Source organism: Spirosoma daeguense (genome assembly GCF_054776875.1).
On the sequence record NZ_BAAHBF010000001.1, the window covers coordinates 65,481 to 86,808 of the forward strand.

Consider the following 21,328-nt stretch of genomic DNA (forward strand, 5'->3'; position numbering starts at 1 on the left):
AGTTGCAGGCCCCTGTTTTTAGCGACTACCTTTGATTCATCGAACAACACAAACCTGACATCTATTAATCATTTCTATCAACTTAAAGCCAAACTTCACTTCCATGAACACACAATCTACCTCCGCTCGTTTAGTCCTGAAAAAAGAACGCCTGATAAACCTCAGCGCTGGTCACGGCAAAGTGAGCAAACAACAAAAGTCAGGACTTCCCTGCATTTTTACGGTGACCCGCTAATTCAATCACCACTTTTCTCTTCTGCCCGTGTTACGTTGTCTGCTACTCAATTATCCCTGGGACGGGCAAAATCCATTGTCCTACTATATCCAGCGCACCGGCTATCTGACCATATCGCAGGCCGGTGCGCTCACGGATGAGTTGCTGACAAAATTGCAGACAGAATCTTACGATTTCATTTTCCTTCATTTATCGACAACAGATGAAGTATTGCCTGAGTCGTTTCAGAAAACACTACGTCAGCAAAAACGCCTGATCGTTACGTCGCCTTTTCCCCGCCAGCTTTTCTCCCGACTGAACCTGAACCCAGTCGCCTACCTCACAGAACCCTACACATTTGACCGCTTTTTAAACTGCGTCGAAGGCCTCGTTCGGCAAACAAACTAACTGTTACCGTTCTCCTTACTAACCAAATCACCTCATTACCAAAATATTACTCAGCCAATTAATACCAATTCTCTGCGATTAATAAAACGATTAGTCTAATAGATATCCACTAGTACGACTCAATGGTCAGCCCAGTAGAGGGCTTAAACCACTTGTTTTCGTAGCGAAAAATAAGGTTTATGAACGTTGGGCGATCGGCGCGGATATATTTAAGTAAGAACTTAATAGCCTTATCGAAACTATTTTTCATAATCTAACTTGGTTTGGTCATTACCAAGTCAAAATATATCAATACGAGGGCAGGGTACTTCAATTTTCCGTATTATCCCTGATAAAGTAATACAAAGAAAAAAGGTTAATTTGCTGGTTTTTAGTGTTTTTAGCACTTCCGCAAATTAACCTTTATCAGAAAAGAGCCTCCTACGGGATTCGAACCTGCGACCTACGCATTACGAATGCGTCGCTCTACCAGCTGAGCTAAGGAGGCTTTTATGCCCTTTGAGGGTGCAAATATATAGTTTCTCCGTGAAGTGTGCAAAATCGTTTTCTACTTTTCGTACTTCATTATCTATTTTCGGGGTAACATTAAACGGTCAATCTTTTTTTTAAAACTACTCCGAATGAATTTACCCAATCCGTTGCTTATTGACGCTCATCTGGACCTTTCCCTAAATGCAATAGAGTGGAATCGTGATTTACGTAACACCGTCAATCAAATTCGCGCGCAAGAGCAGGGACTTACTGATAAGATTGACCGGGGCAGAGGTACTGTAGCCTTTCCTGATCTCCGGCGAGGAAACATCGGTCTGGTGGTGGCTACCCAGATTGCTCGATTCAATCAAAGTAATGGTAACTTACCCGGTGCAGGCTGGAACTCGCCCGAACAAGCATGGGCCATGACACAAGCCCAACGTATCTGGTATGAAACCATGCAGGAAGCTGGCGAATTAGTTCAGATTCGGGATCGGGCTTCTCTTGAGAAACACGTAGCACTTTGGCTTGATGAAACCCAACCAAATGAAAACAAGCCTATTGGATATATCTTAAGTCTGGAAGGAGCCGATTCACTAGTAAATCTTTCGTATCTCGAAAAAGCATATGCTTATGGATTACGAGCAATTGGGCCAGCCCATTACAGTACCGGTCGATACGCTCCCGGAACGGGATTAAGTGGTCCGTTAACGGCTCTAGGACGTGAACTAGTTCGCGAAATGGATCAGCTAGGCATGATTCTGGACGCTACACATCTAACAGACGAAGGTTTTACGGAAGCCCTTAATTTATTCAAAGGCCCCGTCTGGGCAAGTCATCACAATTGTCGGGCTTTGGCACCGCACCAGCGTCAACTAACTGACGATCAGATCCGCCAACTCACCGAACGTGGAGGTGTCATTGGTGGCTGTTTCGACGCCTGGATGATGAAGCCGGGTTTTACACAGCGTGTCAGCAGCCCAGCCGCTTTCGGTATTACAATTGAAACTATCATCGACCATTACGATCATATCTGCCAGATTACGGGTACTAGCAATCACATTGCAATCGGCAGTGATCTCGATGGGACTTATGGTACGGAGCAATCACCAAGCGACATGGACACAATCGCGGATTTACAGAAATTGACCGGTTTGCTGCAAAAGAGAGGCTATTCGCCAGAAGATATCGATAACATTTTCCACAAAAACTGGCTGCGTTTCCTGAAAAATGCTTGGAAATAAGTTTGTGATCTATGAAGTCGGATGTATGATATATAGTACGTTGCTAAAACATCATACATCCGACTTCATAGATCAAACCAGAACAGCTTTCAATATCTGATCAAGTATAATTCTTCCGTCCATATTCCCCAGAACAGGGTCGGCAGCACGTTCGGGGTGAGGCATCATGCCAAACACATTTTTGCCTTTGTTAGTCACACCTGCAATATTTTCGAGGCTACCGTTTGGGTTGGCAGATTCCGTTATTGCCCCCGTTTCATCGCAGTAACGGAAAAGAACCTGTCCGTTGTCATTCAACGATTTTAACGTGTCTGCGTCGGCAAAATAACGACCTTCGCCATGTGCCATCGGAATTTTATACGCAGGACGATCCAAACCAGCCGTTAGCAAGGCATCGGAAGATTGAGGGGTCAGATAAATATTTTTGCAGACGTACTGCTGATTCGCGTTACGTAGTAAAACGCCCGGTACCAGACGAGCTTCGGCGAGTACCTGAAAACCGTTGCAGATACCCATCAGATAGCCGCCCCGATTTGCATGTGCAATGACTTCGTTCATGATAGGCGAGAAGCGAGCTACAGCACCCGTGCGCAGATAATCGCCATACGAAAAACCGCCCGGCAAAAGAATAAAATCACAGCCTTGTAAATCGTGGTCTTTATGCCAAAGCTTAACTACGTTCTGCCCCATTAGCTCAAGCGTATCAACTGCATCCTGATCACAGTTGGAGCCGGGGAAAACAACAACGCCAAATTTCATAGAGAAAGCATTAATGAGTGGAAGAGCGAAAGAATGAAAGAGTGGAAGCGGCTGCCGGATGGTTTTCGCTCTTTCATTCTTTCGCTCTTGCACTCTTTGTGGTTCCACAAAGTTACTTCACTTCTACGGATTTACCGCTACCTGAAACGGCTTTACCGGGTTCAAACGTTAAATCAATACGGCCCAGATTGATACCAGCAAACCCAACCTGATTAATCCAGACAGGCTGCTGGTCCAGATTGTTTACAACCACCGGAGATTCGAGAAACGTATGGGTATGACCACCAATAATCAAGTCGATGTTACGTGTTTTAGCGGCCAAGACATTGTCGGAAACAGTGGTATCATTGTATTTGAAACCCAAATGAGAAAGACAAACTACATAGTCGCATTTCTCTTTACTACGTAGCTGGGCTGCCATTTCATTGCTAATTTCGATAGGATCGAGATACTTGGTTTCTTTGAATGCACTCTTTGGAATAAGCCCTTCCGGTTTTATACCAAGCCCGAAAACGCCCACTCGAACACCATCTTTTTCGAATAGCTTATACGGTTTTGTCCGGCCATCCATTACCGTATTTTTAAAATCGTAATTAGCGATTAGCAGTGGGAAACTGGCTTTACCAAACTGAGTTACCATATTGTCGATACCCCCGTCGAAGTCGTGATTTCCGATGGTGCCAGCATCATAACCAAGTTTGTTCATCGCCAGAATTTCAGGCTCTCCTTTATACAGATTGAAATAAGGAGTTCCCTGAAAAATATCGCCAGCATCGAATAGCAATACGTTCGGCTGCTCCTGACGAATCTTACGAATGAGCGTAGCACGTCGGGCCACGCCACCTTTTCCAGCATTACGACTACCATCCATCGGAAATGGATCGAGCCGACTGTGTACATCATTTGTGTGTAAGATCGTCAGCGATGTAGCTTTTTTCTGAGTATTATACGCCTGCCCGATATTGGCCAATACGTTGGGAGCAACCGTACTAATTACAGCGGTTGAGCCAAGCAGTTTTAGAAACTGGCGTCTATTCGATGCTGATCCTTCCATCAGAAGTAGGTGTTATAGGTTGTCCTGTTTTGCCTTGCTCTTTAAAATAATCGATAAGCGCATCACGAACGAGGTAGTTTATGTCTTCACGTTTTACCGGATTTCTCAGAAAACCCGCATCGTCTCCGCCATTCGCTACGTAGTCGCTCATGAGTACGGTATATGTTTCGTTTGGCTGGAGCGTTCGGCCATTGGTAAACGTAACATTCTGCACCTGTTTATCATGAATTTTGGCCCGGATGCCACCAACCACCAGCCCGCTACTCTGAACAAAATGATTGAGCATTTTCTGGAACATATCGCCCGTTATGGTCAGTACAATCAGTTGATTATCGAAGGGCATGACTTCAAAAATAGATCCCGTCGTAATATCGCCACTGGGCAGATTACTACGTATACCACCATAGTTTAGATGCGCGCAATCGATAGGTTTGCCATAGCGCTCGCTGGCCTTTTTAAGCATGGCATCGGTGAGCAAATCATTTAACGGAGCATCGGGTAGTCCTTTTTCAATACTTCCGGTTGAACGAGCCAGCACTTCGTTCATGGTTTTATCAAGCCCCAGCCGATACGGTTTCAGAAAGTTAGCAACACTGCTATCGGTTACGGCCGTTACCGAATCGACGCCAATACGATTGGCCGTTCGGTTAGTCAGGTGATAACCCGGATTACAGGCCGATAAGCTAATAAGGGCCAGAAATAACAATTGTTTCTTCATACGTATCGGCAAGTTCGGAAACGCTACGTAATAACGTATTAATAAATTGTTAGAAAAATAAAAGGCAAGTTTACGCGCGCTTTGCACAATAGCCAAACAGATTCGTTCGGAGGATATTCATTCGAAGCCAATGCTACGTAGCAAAGCTAAATCAGGCCATCTGGCAAGGTAATCGTTGTTGGTTCTGGTCGATAACCAACCCGACGAATTCGACCAAATCCTCCCAGTCCGATCTGGATATTTAAAAATCCACCAGCAAACGGCTTTGTATCAAGCATAGGGCTATACGATATTTTTGTTCGGATAAACCAGAAACTGGATTCTGAGCGGTCATACTTTAGTGTGTTGTCTCCCAATTTGATATCGAACACTAGCCCGGCCGTAGGCGCATAATCGGTAAGGGAGAAGCCTTTATATCGCTTATCATCCCGGTCGCGGGGGGTGAGGGTCAGTAATCGATAGCCAAGGTAAGGCATAAAACGAGCACGTGGAGTTTCGCTTACAATTTGACCGATTCCGGCTTCAAACAGCATGGGCGTAACTGACATGCCACTTTCCCACGTGTGGTTCTGGTATTCAAACCCTGCCCGAATCGTTCCGTTATAAAGCGTTGGATGCAGCATGACAATTGTTCGGTGAAGGGCAACATCGATACCAAAGACAACGCCTGCCGACGTAGTGAATGCCTGACCCAGCGCCCCAACGGGTTGCATACCGCCCCCACCCACAAAGAAACCGTAGCCTACTTTTGACGTATGATACATTGTCACCAGATCAGGCGTATCGTAGAGTCGTTGTACTACTTTTTGCTGCCAGCGCTTTAGTTCTGTTACGTCATCGCCACCACCTGTTTCGGCTCGAAAGCGATTTACTTCGCTACCCAACTCCGAATTGGTCATGTATTCAATCTGCTTGGCTTCCTGTTTGAAACGCCTGTCGGCTCCCAACGCAATCAATTTTGCTTTCATCTGCCGGGTATGCACTTCCACCAGATCGAACAAAACCTGATTATAAGCCAATGTACGATCATGGCGTGCCGTTTCGGAAACCCACGACAGATTTCGGAACATCAGGCAATAGGAATCAATGGCGGGTGCACCAAAAGCCGATAGCGGACGAGCCTCATAACCAATCTGATAATAAAACTCAGAGCCGCCCAGACCCGGTTGGGTTGGCGAGCGAAAATCGGAAAGCTGAAGCCGTCGTTCAGCACTCCAGTGCAGTGTATCAATCGTTACCTGTGCCGAACCAGCCAAGGGTAACAAAAGCAGTACAAGGAGTAGACGGTTCATAATAGGCATCTCGATAAGATTGTGCGTAAAAATAATAACAAGGCCCTTATAACAAAGCACTTAACTCATCAAATCAGTAATGGTTTTTTCAGGAAACAAGATTTTTACGGGTACGTGTAAATCAACTCCAGAATCGCGTATATGCATGACCAGTGATACGCTAATACGGTCTTTATATTCCCGACTTGCGGACAAATTAACCGAAAAAAAAACTCCCCAACGATTTTTTTATCGTTGGGGAGTCAGCAATCCAGCTTCTAATTATTTAGTTCGGATAACCTGGATTCTGAGGAGTCAGACTAGGGTTGTTCAACATTTCCTGTCTTGGTAAAGGCAATAGCAGGTGTTTTTGCTCGAGTGCCTTGTTTGTGCTCAGGTTAATGTGACCAACGAAGTTATCGAAGCCATTAGTCGTTTCGTTATATACTTTCCGTAGACGTACCATATCGAACCAAGTTAGCTGTTCGTAGCACAGTTCGTGCCAGCGCTCACGCCATACAGCCTCGCGGAAGCTTGCCTGATTGAATGTACCGATAGCAGGTGTTGTTAACTTAGCGCGGTCACGAATCCGCTTCATAGCCTCATAAGCTGGCTGCGTTGGGCCGCCAACTTCGTTCTGTGCTTCAGCGAACAACAACAGTGTTTCTGCAAAACGAATCTGCGGTACGTTCAGATTGTTCTGACGTGTTCCGGCTACACCAGACGTACCATTGGCTGTGCGGTTGAAGTGCTTGAACACATAAGGCGCGCCAAGTTCAAAGCGTGCTCCAGTACCATTTGTAAAGTACGTTGTATAGAAGTAACCATCCTGATCCTTAGCACGTAAATCACCAGCTTCGTACGATTTATAAAACGAAGGAGTTGGTACTGAACTACCCGTTCCGGTAGGACCGTTATAGTTGATTGGCTTAAAGTTTCCGTAGAAATTGTCCATCGGGTTACTCGCTACAATGGCATTGTATTGCAGCATGAACAGGTGCTCCGTACGGTTCTTGGTGCTTTCTTTATGAACATCTTCATACGTAGTGAACAAGTTGATCGTCGACGGATTCGCATTGGCATACGTAATAACTTCCAGCGCCTTATCGGCGGCTAGTTTATAGTGCGATGCCCCTTTGCTAAGCGGAAAACCAGCCATAGTCAGATACACCTTCGCCAGTTGCGTTTTCACAGCCGCCAGATTCACACGACCACTTACGTCCATCCAGGCCAGTCCTGCGGCTTCAGCAGCAAGAAGGTCATCGACAATAAGCTTGTATACATCTTCCGATTTAACGCGCGCAGGGCGAAAATCTTCAGATGTTGCCGTTTGAGGCTTGGTAATAAGCGGAACATCTCCCCAAAGCTGAACGGCTGTGAAGTAAGCCGAAGCGCGTAGGAAACGAGCCTCACCCAGAATTTTCGTTTTCTGGGCAGCATCCATAAGCGGAATGGGCGGCACTTTTTCAAGTACTTGGTTTGCCTGAGCAATTACCCGATACAAGCCATTCCAATAGTTCACAACGTGTGCCGTATTGCCGTCGTGCGACATACTGTACAGGTTGTTAAGGTCAGAGTTCTGCGCTGTTTCGGTGGTCGATGTACCTGTCATGGCTTCCAGCAACTGCCAGTTCGACGAGAAAATACCGGCACCATCGCCCATAAACCGAAGGCTGTGATATACCGAAGCCAGTCCGGCTTCAGCATGGTCAGGAATGGTATAGAAGCTATCGTTGGTCAGGTTCGAGGGAGCTTTTTCTTCCAGAAAGCTAGAGCAGCCAACAGGTCCCATCAACACTGTACCACACAACAGTGCTTTTGTTATAGTTTTTATTGCGGTAGATCGCATAATAATGTCTTTCGAATGTAAATAAATACCTTGCTTAGAAACCAACCTGCAAGCCAAACAGGAATGTAGTTGGCTTCGGATAGTTGTGCCAAATCATGCCTTGTGAGAAAGCACTGTTACCATCACCCTGGTTCGTAGGCGTTACTTCTGGATCGCCCACAATTGGATCTTCTACTAACAGGAAGAAGTTCTGGACAGTACCGTACACGCGCAAGCGGCTCAATTTCAACCGGTTCGTAACTTCAGATGGGAACGTATACCCCAACAGGATATTACGACCGCGCAGGAATGAACCATTTTTAATCCAGTGGCTATCTACGTTAGTTACATAACCAGCACGTGTTTCCCGAATTTGGGCAATCATGGTGTTCTGGTTAGTCGGCGTCCAGGCATTCAGTACCGATTTATAGCTGTTCGCAATAGCCTGACGGTCTTCACTTGGGTGAAGGTTCATCAGCATTACGTCATTACCGTACGAGAACTGAAGTTCCAACGTAGCGTCGAAATTTTTAAACTTGAATTGGTTCGTCAGAGCACCCCAGCCTTTCGGGCTACCGTTACCGATAATGCTACGGTCAGCATCCGTAATCGTCTTATCACCGTTTACGTCCAGATACTTGATGTCGCCTGGCAGCATGGTCAGGTTGTTCCGATAGCTGGTGAATTTAGCCGCTTCTTCGCGCTCAGCCTCACTCCATGTACCCAGGCGGGTCAAACCCCAGAAAGCACCTACTGGCTCACCTACGCGGATAACGTTGGTCGGGTTCGTAAAGTTAGGACCTCCTACGTTGAAGATATCGGAAGGTGTTGCCAGCGAAAGCACTTTGTTGCGGTTAAGCGAAAGGTTGAACGTAGTGTTCCAGGTGAAATCACCCCGGTTTACGTTAATCGTATTGATACCGAACTCAAAACCATAGTTCTGCATCGAACCTACGTTCCGACGGATTGTACCGTAGCCACTTGTACGTGGAACAGGAGCATCGAGCAGCATATCGGTCGTTAAACGGTAGTAGTAGTCAAGTTCGAGGTTAACCCGTCCTTTAAACAAACCAACTTCCAAACCAACGTCTGTCTGAGCTGTTTTTTCCCAACGCAGGTCAGGGTTAGCCAAACGGTCGATACCCGTTCCACCAAAACGTGTGTCGTTATAAACGGCTGAGTAGTTTGAGCTAAGCAGTGCAAGCGATGAGTAAGGAGGAATTTCTGAGTTACCCGTCAGACCGTAGCTGGTACGTAGTTTCAGGTTATTAACAACCGGGTTACCTTTCAGGAATGTCTCTTCAGATACACGCCATGCCAGAGCTGCCGATGGGAAGAACGCAAATTTGTGGTTCGCTCCGAATTTCGACGAACCATCGGCCCGACCTGTTACCGTCAACAGATATTTATCGTACAGGCTATAGTTGATACGTCCAAAATACGAGTTAAACGCAAACCGCTGTGCACCCGATCCCACCTGCGGGTTAACCGAACCAGCTCCTAAGTTATTATAACCAAAATAGTCAGTCGCGAAGTTGTTAACCGTAGCACTCATGTTAAAGATATTGGTCTCCTGCCATGAAATACCCAACAGTCCTGTAAAGTTGTGAGCCGTACCGATCTGTTTGTTATAGGTCAGGTAGTTCTCCAACGACCAGAAGCTCTCTTTGCGGAACCGGGAAGCAGCGTTACCTAAGTTACCGGGGTTAATTACCCGTGTCTGCGATTCGTTGTTTTCCTGTGTCTGAATGTTTACGCCCAATACAGTACGCATTTCCAGACCTTTTGCCAGATTAATATTAGTATAAAGGCTACCCAGCGTTGTCTGCGTATTCAGAATAAAACGGCGGTCATTAAGACGGATTGCTGAACTGAATGTACCTTCTGCGTTTGGATAGTCACGGTTGTTGGCATATGTACCGTCCGCATATTTCACAGGTAAGAATGGGAAATCTTCTACAATCTGCCGGGCAACCGCGTCATTAATATCGACAAGGTTTTCAGTCTGGTTGTTATAGCTCAACGTACCACCAATTTTCAGCCATTTTTTCACCTGATCATCGATAGTAAAACGACCTGAGTAACGCTTCAGATATGATGTTTTAATAAGACCTTCATCGTTCCGATACCCTAAAGAAAGCGAATACTGAGTCCGTTCGTTACCACCACTGAAACCCAACTGATGGTTTTGTGACAATTTGTTCTGAGTCGCTTCTTTAAACCAGTCGGTGTCATGAAGCGGGTTCAAATTCGCATCAAAAACGCCAGGATATTTCGCACTAAAGGTTCTTCTTCTGGCAACTGGATCGAGGTATGTATATTTGCCCGATGCCCAGCCAGCAGGGTCATATTTCGCAATGTTCGCATAGGCTAAATCTTCGGTAGCCAGATACTCACGAGCATTTAATACTTGTGGCCGGTTTGGTCCGATCGTGTTCACGCTGAAATCAGCGTTATACGTAACCATTCCTTCACCTGCCTTACCTTTTTTGGTAGTTACCAGAATAACGCCGTTAGCGCCCCGAGCACCATAAATAGCGGTCGAAGAAGCATCTTTCAGTACTTCAATCGAAACGATATCGTTCGGGTTGATGTAGTCGATCGCTGAGCTAAACTGGTTCTGGTTACCCTGAGGTAACATTACACCATCTACTACGTAGAGCGGGTTGTTCGATGAGTTGATCGAGCTAAAACCACGAATACGTACAGTAGTACGTCCACCCGGACGACCTGAGTTTGTATTTACCTGCACCCCTGGCATACGACCCGAAAGAGCCTGATTGAGCGAAGGTGCAGGACGCTCCATCAGTTGTTCGGTTTTCACCGTACCAACAGCACCCGTTAAATCTGATTTTCTGGCCGTACCATAACCGATAACGACCACTTCGTCCATCATTTTCGCATCAGCTTTGAGGCTCAGGTTAATTGATGACTGACTACCAACAGCCACTTCCTGAGAAAGATACCCCACAAAGGAGAACACCAGCGATACGTTCCCATCAGGAACATCGAGTTTGTACCGACCATCCGCATCCGTAATCGTACCACGTTGCGTGCCTTTAATCAGTACGCTAACACCAGGCAGGCCTTCATTCTTCTCATCGGTGATACGCCCTGTAATGGGCCGATCAGCGAATCTACCCGCAGTAACTTTATTCGTCACGTCGAGCTCAGCTGCATTTGCAGAATAGGATACACTGCACCACAAAAGACCAAGGCAAACAAGCGAAGCGGAAACTCCGGGCAGTTTAACCGGCCTGGTAGGAGGTAAGTGTTTATACATAGGTTCGGCCGCGCTAACGGCAACTTAGGTTAAAAAAATTGTTAAACTAATTAGGATAACTTTGGATAAAACCAATGAACCCCATTAACTACTCATTAAATCCAAGAATTTTTTAAAAAAGAATTAATCCATAATTAAAAAGATTAAAAAAGTATAAATACTTAGTAGCATTATATACAAATCCCCATATCCTATAAATTACTAGTTAGTTACCTCTAAATGAGAGCTTAGTTTAATGCTCTCAACCAACTTTTGCCTTCACCTATATTACGTATTATGAGCCCCGCGATGGGTAACAAAAAATTTTCGTTATTCCAGAAATAAGACGTCAGCCTGCTGAGTAGAAATAGATGCCTATTTACTATTATCTATGATTAGTAGTCAAAAGCACCAATTCATAAGTAATACGTTTATGCTTCGCCTTGCCAGTATCCTTCTCGGTCTATGCGCACTCGTTGGCTTAACCGCCCCAGAACCTACGCCTAAGTTCCGTCGCTACTTTGTGGCGGCTGAGAGTTATGAATCTGTAGGAGTTTTTGACGTTGACAAAAACGATACGCTCGATCTGGTTTCCGGTGATTTCTGGTACGAAGGCCCGCACTTCCGTCGCCGTCACCTGATTGGAAATGAACCCCGAAAAGATCAGTATTACGATGATTTCTCAACCATTCCGATGGATGTGAATGCCGATGGACGACTGGATTTTGTAACCGGTGGCTGGTTCGATCAAACACTACGTTGGGTCGAAAATCCGGGCAATGGCAAAGCCACCTGGCCTCTACACGAAATTGGCAAAGTTGGTAACGTAGAAACAACCCGCGCCTGGGATATAGATGGCGATGGAAAGCTGGAGATTATTCCAAATAACCCAAACCACCCGCTGAAATACGTAAAACTAGCAGGACCGAGTCAGTTTAAAACGGTGACTGTTGCGCCAACGCAAGGACACGGATTGGGCTTCGGCGATGTAAATGGCGATGGACGGGGTGATTTAATTGTCAGTGATGGCTGGCTGGAAGCGCCTGTCGACCGTGAAGCTGGCCCCTGGACGCTCCATAAAGAATTTGCTCTGGGCACCGCTAGCGTACCCATTATTGTTGCTGACGTAAACGGCGATAAGTTAAACGATCTTATTGTTGGCCAAGGGCATAGTTATGGCTTGCACTGGTATGAGCAAAAAAACGAGGGAAATGGAAAACGCACCTGGACGAAACATCTGATCGACGATAAAAACTCACAATACCACTGCCTTGAGTGGATCGATATAACGGGCGACGGCCGACCAGACCTCATAACTGGCAAGCGATTCCGGGCTCACAACGATGGCGATCCGGGATGTTACGATCCGGTTGGCCTTTATTATTTCACCTGGAACGTAGCACAGAAGAAATTCGAGAAGCACGACATTTCGTATGGACCAGCGGGCGAAGGCAAAGGAACTGGTATATATTTTGCCGTTGCCGATTTGCACAAAACCGGACGAAAAGACATCATAGTGGCCGGGAAAGACGGATTGTTTGTATTTTTCAACGAAGGATCGTCCAGAAAATAGCGTATCGAATTTGGTTACGTAATGAATTTTGCGTTAATTTTATCTTTCGCTTTTTTCTTCTTCCGTAACGTACAGGTTTATGCAACGCGCTCAATTAAAAGAATTTTATGGCTACGGCCTGATTGTACTCGTCCTGTTAGCAGTTCAGTTTTATTCAGTATACGTAGCAAGTACAACCGACTTATCACTTGACTGGAAACACTATCTAGGATTCGCAGCCACTACGTTGGCTAGTATTTTATGGGTGATGCGCAAACCTCAGTACCTGTTTTATGCGCTTGGTCTAACGCTTGTACTGGGTTACGAAAACCTGCTGGGCTTTACGCCTTCGCTGCAATTTACCTCGACTCGTTACTACCTTAACAACGTAGCATTACCTGTTTCGTATCAGGATTTTTCGATGTATATGCTCCTGATCTGGGCATACGTAGCACACGGACGCTTGCGCTCTATGTTGCAACTGCTTTTCCTGAAAACCAGCCGGTAGACGTAACGCAAATATTCATTGCGGACAGAATATCCGCGTCACAAAGAACAACGTAACGAGGACAGTCTGTCCGCAATGGTCATCTTCAATAATTGACAATAGTATTGCCGCTAAAAACAGAAAATCCGACTAGAAATTTCTAGCCGGATTTTCTGTTTTTGAAGAACGATCTCTTACGAATTCAGCGACCAGCCTTCGCGGTATTCGCGTTTTACGAACTGGTTCGCTTCGTCAAAATTCGTGATTTTCATATTTTTACCATCCCATGTCAGTTGTTTCCGGCCCGGATAGTTAAATCCTTTACCATCAGCTTTTGGAGTACGAACGGTATAGCTCCGGATAGCCAGATTACCCATCAGTACAGATTCCGTTAGCGGGCCAGCAAAATCGAACGACGATGTAAGTGCTTTGTGTTCTTTGCTGTTATAACCCGCTTTGCAGGCTTCGGTCCAGAAAACCTGGTGCCCATTCTCAGGCAGTGGCTTAGAACCATCGGCAGGTTTCGGTTTCGGATCACCCACGATTTTCTTGCCATCTTTCGTGTAAAGTTTGGGATCTTCGCCATACATGCCACAGATCAGCAAACCTTTGTCGCCGTGGATGAGCACACCGTTTTCGCCATTTTCTGGCATCGGCTCGCCTTCTGGCAGCATATCCGGACGGAAAGGACGGATACCGCCATCTTCCCAGATCATTTTCACGACTGATTTATTCTTGGCCGTTGCCGGGAATTTCAATTCCACATGCGATGATGGTGGGCAACCTTCCGGAATGTACTCGGCTGTCCAGTCTTTCAGGAACACCTGACCAATGCTGGTTTCAACTTCAGTTGGATAGCCAAGCCCAAGTACCCGGAAAGGTGTATCCATGATGTGGCAACCGATATCGCCGAGCGCACCTGCGCCAAAATTCCACCAGCCGCGCCATTTGAACGGGTGATAAGCGGGCGTATAGCCGACTTTTTGAGCTGGCCCAAGCCACAGATCCCAATCCAGATCGACGGGGGTTTCGCCAGCCGCTTGCGGAACAGGAATACCCTGTGGCCAAACCGGACGGTTGGTCCAAAGGTTAACCGTGTGTACGGTGCCCAGCAAACCTTTATCAAACCAATCCACCATTTGTTTTTGCTGCGGGTTCGACGAGCCCTGATTACCCATTTGGGTAACGACTTTATATTTACGAGCCGCTTCGGTCAGCATCCGCGCTTCGTAGATATTGTGGGTCAGGGGCTTCTGTACATACACGTGTTTACCTCGTTGCATGGCGGCCATGGCAACAACGGCGTGCGTATGATCGGCGGTAGAAACGGTTACAGCGTCAATCGTTTTGCCTTCTTTATCCAGCATTTCCCGAAAATCCTTGTAGCGTTTCGCGTTGGGATGTTTCGTGAAATTTTCTTTTACGCGAGGAAGCCCCCAGTCTACGTCACAAAGCGCGACGATATTATTGGCACCATTGTTATACGAATTGTTCGTATCGCTGAAACCTTTTCCACCAAAACCTACGCCAGCAATATTGAGTTTGTCGCTCGGAGCAATAAATCCTTTACCACCCAGCACATGACGAGGCACAATAAAAAAGCCCGCTGTTGCCAACGCGCCAGCCTGGATAAACTGCCGGCGGGTAGTGCCTGAGTTAGTCTGGCCTGACGAATCCAGATCTAACTTTGACTTATCTGATTGATTCATGAGAAAACGTATAGGAATTGTACGGATGAATAAGTAAAAATCGACTGCAATATACCTACTGTATACTTGCTTTTTTGTTGAACGGACTATCTCCGAATATTATTGATAACTGAACAATTCGCGCATCATCCGCTCAAACTCGCTCTGCAAGGATGCCGTTATTACAATTTGTTCCGACGTAGCAGGCTGTGTAAACTCGATACGTTGCGCATGGAGCAGCATGGTATTCATCTCGAAATGCTCCTTGAAAAGTTTATTCTGCTTGTTACAACCATGTGGGCGATCCCCAATGATCGGGTGCATGACATGCGCCATGTGCTTACGTAGCTGATGCATCCGTCCGGTGGTAGGTTTGAGTTCAACCAGTGAATAACGCGACGTAGCGTGTTTGCCAAACGGCAAGGCAATTTCACTACGTTGGATGGTTTTCAGGAACGTAACTGCATCCTGCACAACACCATCATCGCGACGTAACGGATAGTCAATAACGAGTTCATCGGGTGTATAACCGCGCACAATCGCTACGTAGCGTTTCTGAACACCCCCTTCCGCAAATTGCATTTGCATGGCTGCATTCATCTGTTCGTTTAATGCGAACAGGAGTACTCCACCCGTCTTTCTGTCGAGCCGGTGAACGGGATAAACACGTTGCCCAAGCTGATCACGTAGTAACTGTACGGCGAATTCGCTGGCGTCGCTGGCAATCGGCGAACGATGAACCAGCAGGCCATGCGGTTTATTGATCGCTACTAAATCATCCGACTGATAAAGTATTGGTAATAGTTGGGACGTAACAATTGGCTCATTCATTGGTCGCAAAATCGTAAAGATCAACACCAATTCATAATCACGCTACGTTCCAACACGTTCAGGTCGTTAGCATACGCTTAATTTACAACCCTATTTTTAGTATAGCTCCTAAACCAAATATCAGTTTCGATTGCGCGCCATATTGAATTGAAAGCCCTTTTGCCGTATAATTGGCTGGCACAGAAATAACATGGTTAACAGTCACTACGTCCTCTGCAACGGGAACCCGGTTACACGACCAAACTGCCGGATCATTCCAGGAACCGTCACGTACTGAATAAATTCCCGATAAACAATCATTCACCGTTCTGAAAGAGGCTGTTATCAGATAATCGTCGGTACCACATTGCGAACGTACCTGCCATTCATATACTGTGTTGTTTGTCAGACAGGCTAGTACGAAACTGGTGTCAGTGATACCCGTAACCACATTCCAGTCCGACGTACCTACTTCCCGCCAGCGAAGTTTATAACCCAATCCATCGACCGAAGCATCCCACCGGAATCGTACGGACGTAGTAGTTATATCTTCTGTCCATAACTGAGTCGGCGAATTGCAATGCGTCTGGAAAATATCTGATGGGCCGTATGATGGCCGACATTCGTTAGCTATTTGCCATTCATAACGGGTGTTGTTCATTAGCCCGGTTAGGGTATATGGTGATGTAACGTTGCCGGTTAGGTTTGTCCAGTTTACATCACCCATCCTCCGCCAACGTAAGCTGTAAGGTGGCAATGAAGTAGAAGTCCAGATAAGCTGAGCACTCGTGGATGTGATATTTTCAACCGATTTCTGATCATAACCCCCCAAATTACAAAATGGTGAAAAGGTAGGCCGTTCTTCAGAAAGTATACCACAACTACTTCGTACTCGCCATTCATAAGTAACGCCCGCCGTCAGCCCAGTTAATGTGTAGGGAGACGTAATGTTAGCAATGCTATTCCAGAACGTACTGCTCAAAGCTCGCCACTCTATCTGATAGGAAGACTCAATTCCATTCCATGATAACGTTGCTTTTGTCTCGCTTCCCAAGCCAACTCTCAGGTTATTAGGAACCTGGCACTGCGTTTGAAAACGTAACGGACTTGTATAAGGGGTAGCAATCGTTGGCTCACAAACGGTTGCTACCGCCCATTCGTAACTCGTATTGTTTTCCAGACCGGATAATGCATAGGTCGTTGACGCCAATCCGGTTATCGTTGTCCAATTGGGCGTACCAACAAGTCGATACCGAACCGAAAATCCTGAGCCAGATCCGTTCCAGACGAGTTGCGCCGAGTTTGTCGTTACGTTGCGGGTATCTGGATAAGAGGGCATCTTGCAAATCGTTCTGAATACGCCTATAGCGGAGGCATTTAGTACGCTCGAAGAACATTGTGCCAATACGCGCCATTCGTAAAGAGTACGATCAGTTAAACCCGTTAACGAATACGTATCACTTGATATTCCTGTTACCGACTGCCAGTTTGTTGTACCCCCAACCCGCCATTGAACACTAGCGGGCAGGCCATTATCAGACCATCGTATACTAGCCGAGTTCGACGTAACGCTGACAGTCATCAGATTGTATGGCTGGTAGCAGGTTGTTACAAACGAGGTTGAGGCCTCTCGCGTTAGACCATCATCGCCCACAAAACTCACTCGGGCTTCATACGTCGTATTCGGTTGTAAGCCCGTTAGTATATACCGTGTACTCGATAAGGAACTCGTCGTTTTCCAGTTTCCGGCAATTGGTCGCCATTGCAATACGTAATTGGTCCGCCCCTCCTCACCTGTCCAGTATACGTGTGCAGACTGCGCCGATATATTTTCAGCGTGTACAGAAACATTCGACGTAGCGGCAAGAGGAATCGTAGAAAAACTTTCTGTATAGGTAGGAGTAGACGAAAGAATAGTAACACCGCATACACCCTGCAACCTGTATTGGTATAGAGTACCGGCAGTTAATCCGGTAAATTTGTAGGGGGGGCTACTTACACCACTGATTATGGTCGTGCTCCAGTCTGATGATGATGAACCTGTCATTAGCTCCAGCTTGACCGACGTATTGTCAGGGTGATTTACCCAGCTTAGTAAAGCCGATTGAGTAGTTATTCCAGTTACATTAACTAAAGTTGGGTTTGGGCACTGGGTTGAAAAAAGGTAGCTCGGCGAATACATACTTGATCCGCCAGCTTCGCACTGGTTTTTTATCCGACACTCGTAGGTCATATTTCCCGTTAAGCCAGTCAGTTGCAGACTGGTAGTAGTAATGCCTGTTACCTCCGACCAGGCTACTTGACTCCGAATCCGGTATTGAACGGTATAGCTTTCTCCCGAAGCTAAGCTTATTCCTGGCCAGCTTAAATCTACCCGGCTATAGGCAACATTAGTTATGGATACGTATTCAACCGCAGCGCAGCTAGTCCTGAACAACTGAACCGAAGAATAGTCTGACTGATGGTTGCCCCCGCAGTTCGTACTAACCCGCCATTCGTAGGCGGTATTGGTATGCAGGCCTGTTAGTGAATATACAATCGGGTTACCGGTAAACGGTACTGCAACGCTCGACCAGCTAACGGCTCCTGCAATTCGCCATTGGAGTGTGTAGCCTTCATACGTTTGTTCGGAACTATAATCTGTCTGCCACGACAGGGATGCCGAATTAGCCCGTGCCTTTGTGCTGAAATTAAGAGGAGAAGGCATAGGACATGACCAGACGAAGGCCGACTCAATCGAAAAATCAGAGAATACGGTTGGTGAACACTGTTTTCTAATACGCCACTCATAGGTAGTATTGGGCGTCAGATTCGTGAGTGTATACGATGTGCCTGTAAGACTCGATACGGTTGTCCAGTTCGACGCACCGATTGTACGGTATTGAATCTGTACCTGACGTAATACGTCATCAATAGCGTAGCTCCAACGTAGCCGAACTGTTTCTGCGGGCAACTTATCAGCAGCTATCTGGCTGACATTGCGGCACTCGATTAGATTTGTATACACGCTGGAATAATCAGACATTGCGTTTGTCGAACACACCTGCCGAACCCGATATTCATAGCTCTCTCCGGCTACTAAGTCCGTTAATACGTATGCTGCATCTGTAAGTCCGCTTACTGTATTCCAGTCAGTGTTTCCTACCTTGCGCCATTGCAGTTCATATTCTGTTGGTAAGAGAAGTGGCAAGTACGAATACCAAACAATTCGCAAAGAGGAGCTTGACAGTTGTTCGGTATAAAGTACAGGTATATAGCAGTCTGTAATAAAAGTGGGGCCATACCCAAAACTTGAATAAACACCAGCAGAGCACACACTTCTTAGTTGCCAATCATAGGCTTTGTTTGGGTTTAGATTATAAAGAGACCAGCTTGTTTCACCATTATCAGCCTGAACTGTTGTCCAGTTAGACGCACCTGTTTCTCGATATTGAATCTCAACCTGATCACTGCTGCTGTTCCGCCAGACCAACTCAACTGAATTAACATTCAGCTTTATGACTCGCGCATCAATAGGAGCTTCACAGCGTGTATAAAACCTCTGACCAGATGAAAAGTCGGAACAGCTTGCGCGCACCCTCCAATCGTACAACATGTTGTTCGTAAGCCCTGTCAACGAATAGGCTGTCGAGGTTATACCAGTTATCGTTGTCCAATCTCCCGGACCAATCCGTCGATATTGCAGCTCATAGGTCGGGCTACCATTATAACTCGAACCAGCCCATTGTAACGTAACTGACGAAGGGCTAATGTTATAAACGTTTAAAAACCAAGGATTTTGACACTGTAAAGTAAACGTATTTGGATACGTATATTCTGACGCTGACGTGCCAGAGCAAATCGTACGCACGCGCCATTCGTAATTCACCGTTAACTGCAAATTAGTTAGCGTATACTGATTCGTTGTTACGTTCGGCACTGTAGTCCATAAAGATGAATTGACCGCTCGCCATTGAAGTTCATATACGCCTGCTTCTCCGTTCGAATTCCACTTTAAGTCAATCGACGACGTAGTAGGATTACCTGTCGACAGGTTTACAGGCCCTCGGCAAACAACGGTAACCAGTTGGATTGCCGAAAAATCCGAAGCATCTATGGCAGAGCACAGTTTACGTACCCGCCACTCATAACTTGCTCCGGTTTGCAGTCCATTCAGGCTATATGATGACGCTGAAATGCCCGTTACCGATAACCAATTTGTTGTACCTGCTGCCCGCCATTGTACTTCGAAGATTCCTTCTTCGCTATAATTCCAACTCAGTTGCAAACTACTTGACGATTGCTGATACGTATTAACAAACGCGAGGCTGTTACAGCGGGTTGTTAGCAACTGCGGTGGCGTAAATTCTGAAGAACTCGTTGGCGAACAGCTTGTCCGTACTCGCCATTCATATACTGTGTTGTTTGTCAGTCCCGTGAGGCTGTAGGGCGATGACGCTTTCGATACACTATTCCAGGCCGAAGCTCCGGCAACTCGCCATTGGAGGTCAGCAGCAAACGTTTTCCATTGGATTATGGCGGAGTTACTGTTCACCGATAGTATACTCATATCAGTAGGCAACGGGCAGCCGGTCTGAAATAACTGCATATCTGACCAGGCCGATTTGTCAGTAGCCGAGCAGGCAGAACGTACCTGCCATTCATACTTAGTACTGTTTGTTAAACCATCCAGAATGTGTTCGGCCGATGCAATATTTTCGACCAGATTCCAGGCTGATGTACCGGCAGGACGCCACTGAATATCAAACCGTGTTATTTCGGAAAGCGCATCCCATTTCAATTCAGCGGCATCCGGATTCACCAACGTAGTACGCGGATTTGTAGGCGGCATGCATCGGGTTCGGAAAAGAGGGCCTGAAATAAAATCAGACGACGCCGTTGCCGAACACACGGTCAGAACTTTCCACTCAAACGATGTTTCCACCGGCAGGCCCGATAGGTTTAATGAGCTTGTTGTCAGCCCATTTACTACGTTCCATACAGATGCTCCTGACATACGCCATTGCACCTCATAATCAGCGGCATCTGTGGATGTATACCAGGTTAACTGCGCCGACTCATGGGTAACGTTCGCTACGTTCAGGCCATTGGGTTCGCTGCATTTGGTCTGGAAAGGCGTGCCAGTTGCATAGGTCGACGTATCGCCCGCTGCACAAATAGTTCGCACTCGCCATTCATACGTAGTATTGTTTGTGAGAACCGTTAAATTAGAAAATTGGGGCGAAATGACCGAACCTGTCCATGAGCCACTACCGGCTACCCGCCACTGTACCTGAAAAGAATACGCCCCATTTCCATTGTCATAATAATACCAGTTTAGCCGCGCCGATTGATACGTGATATTATCTGTATGAAGACCAGTTGGTGGCTGACAAGCAGCATAAACTGATGTACTAATCCGCAAAAAAAGAAGAAAAAAGACGTAGCGAATGGGCATAGATGTGGCAGGCGACAAGTAACTTATCTTTGCCATTTTATAGCAAAAACTTCGCCAATTGCACCAGCGCTCGTTCAACAAAATTTCACTTGGTTTATTTTTGTCTGTAAAGAGTCAGATAACGG

The 21,328-nt window shown here is 46.4% G+C and carries 14 protein-coding genes and 1 tRNA gene; 5 read left to right on the forward strand and 10 right to left on the reverse strand.

Annotated elements, in window-relative coordinates; translation table 11 throughout:
* Window positions 1-103: 103 nt before the first annotated feature.
* Both ACYVD4_RS00170 and ACYVD4_RS00175 read left to right on the forward strand, forming a co-directional pair.
* On the forward strand, window positions 104-235 hold the full coding sequence (locus ACYVD4_RS00170; protein ID WP_460941549.1) for a hypothetical protein: 132 nt from the start codon (window positions 104-106) through the stop codon (window positions 233-235).
* 27 nt (window positions 236-262) lie between these two features.
* On the forward strand, window positions 263-622 hold the full coding sequence (locus ACYVD4_RS00175) for a response regulator (RefSeq protein ID WP_460941551.1): 360 nt from the start codon (window positions 263-265) through the stop codon (window positions 620-622).
* Window positions 623-1,036: 414 nt separating this feature from the next.
* On the opposite strand, the gene ACYVD4_RS00180 is transcribed toward ACYVD4_RS00175, so the two are convergent.
* A tRNA-Thr gene (locus tag ACYVD4_RS00180) sits at window positions 1,037-1,109 on the reverse strand.
* 133 nt (window positions 1,110-1,242) lie between these two features.
* Here ACYVD4_RS00180 and ACYVD4_RS00185 point away from each other — a divergent pair.
* Window positions 1,243-2,337 carry a dipeptidase gene (locus ACYVD4_RS00185; RefSeq protein ID WP_460941552.1) on the forward strand — a complete coding sequence of 365 codons (1,095 nt, stop codon included), beginning with the start codon at window positions 1,243-1,245 and terminating at the stop codon, window positions 2,335-2,337.
* Between the two features lie 72 nt (window positions 2,338-2,409).
* On the opposite strand, the gene purQ is transcribed toward ACYVD4_RS00185, so the two are convergent.
* The 6 genes from purQ to ACYVD4_RS00215 all read right to left on the reverse strand — a co-directional run bounded on the left by purQ (window position 2,410) and on the right by ACYVD4_RS00215 (window position 11,130).
* Window positions 2,410-3,096: a phosphoribosylformylglycinamidine synthase subunit PurQ gene (gene purQ / locus ACYVD4_RS00190; protein WP_460941554.1), complete on the reverse strand. Its 687-nt coding sequence runs from the start codon at window positions 3,094-3,096 to the stop codon at window positions 2,410-2,412.
* 112 nt (window positions 3,097-3,208) lie between these two features.
* Window positions 3,209-4,150: a bifunctional metallophosphatase/5'-nucleotidase gene (locus tag ACYVD4_RS00195; RefSeq protein ID WP_460941556.1), complete on the reverse strand. Its 942-nt coding sequence runs from the start codon at window positions 4,148-4,150 to the stop codon at window positions 3,209-3,211.
* The gene (locus ACYVD4_RS00200) at window positions 4,128-4,868 is read right to left on the reverse strand and encodes a 5'-nucleotidase C-terminal domain-containing protein (protein WP_460941558.1); all 741 of its coding nucleotides are present in this window, start codon (window positions 4,866-4,868) and stop codon (window positions 4,128-4,130) included. Before ACYVD4_RS00200 ends, ACYVD4_RS00195 begins: the two co-directional genes overlap by 23 nt.
* A 146-nt stretch (window positions 4,869-5,014) precedes the next feature.
* Window positions 5,015-6,160 carry a hypothetical protein gene (locus ACYVD4_RS00205; protein ID WP_460941560.1) on the reverse strand — a complete coding sequence of 382 codons (1,146 nt, stop codon included), beginning with the start codon at window positions 6,158-6,160 and terminating at the stop codon, window positions 5,015-5,017.
* A gap of 265 nt (window positions 6,161-6,425) precedes the next feature.
* Window positions 6,426-7,988, reverse strand: coding sequence for a RagB/SusD family nutrient uptake outer membrane protein (locus tag ACYVD4_RS00210; protein ID WP_460941562.1), 1,563 nt, complete (start codon window positions 7,986-7,988; stop codon window positions 6,426-6,428).
* Between the two features lie 34 nt (window positions 7,989-8,022).
* Window positions 8,023-11,130, reverse strand: coding sequence for a SusC/RagA family TonB-linked outer membrane protein (locus ACYVD4_RS00215; protein ID WP_460941564.1), 3,108 nt, complete (start codon window positions 11,128-11,130; stop codon window positions 8,023-8,025).
* A 532-nt stretch (window positions 11,131-11,662) separates the two neighbouring features.
* On the opposite strand from ACYVD4_RS00215, the gene ACYVD4_RS00220 reads away from it, so the two are divergent.
* A complete protein-coding gene (locus ACYVD4_RS00220; RefSeq protein ID WP_460942955.1) occupies window positions 11,663-12,802 on the forward strand; it encodes an FG-GAP repeat domain-containing protein in 1,140 nt (379 codons plus the stop codon).
* Between the two features lie 79 nt (window positions 12,803-12,881).
* Complete coding sequence (locus ACYVD4_RS00225; RefSeq protein WP_460941565.1) at window positions 12,882-13,289, forward strand: hypothetical protein; 408 nt, start codon at window positions 12,882-12,884, stop codon at window positions 13,287-13,289.
* 173 nt (window positions 13,290-13,462) lie between these two features.
* Here the strand turns inward: ACYVD4_RS00225 and ACYVD4_RS00230 are convergent, their stop codons facing one another.
* From ACYVD4_RS00230 to ACYVD4_RS00240, 3 genes are all read right to left on the reverse strand, one after another.
* Entirely contained in the window at window positions 13,463-14,977 is a 1,515-nt protein-coding gene (locus ACYVD4_RS00230; protein ID WP_460941567.1) for a Gfo/Idh/MocA family protein, read from the reverse strand.
* Between the two features lie 99 nt (window positions 14,978-15,076).
* Window positions 15,077-15,787: a pseudouridine synthase gene (locus ACYVD4_RS00235; protein ID WP_460941569.1), complete on the reverse strand. Its 711-nt coding sequence runs from the start codon at window positions 15,785-15,787 to the stop codon at window positions 15,077-15,079.
* A gap of 82 nt (window positions 15,788-15,869) precedes the next feature.
* On the reverse strand, window positions 15,870-21,239 hold the full coding sequence (locus ACYVD4_RS00240) for a fibronectin type III domain-containing protein (protein WP_460941572.1): 5,370 nt from the start codon (window positions 21,237-21,239) through the stop codon (window positions 15,870-15,872).
* Window positions 21,240-21,328 lie beyond the last annotated feature (89 nt).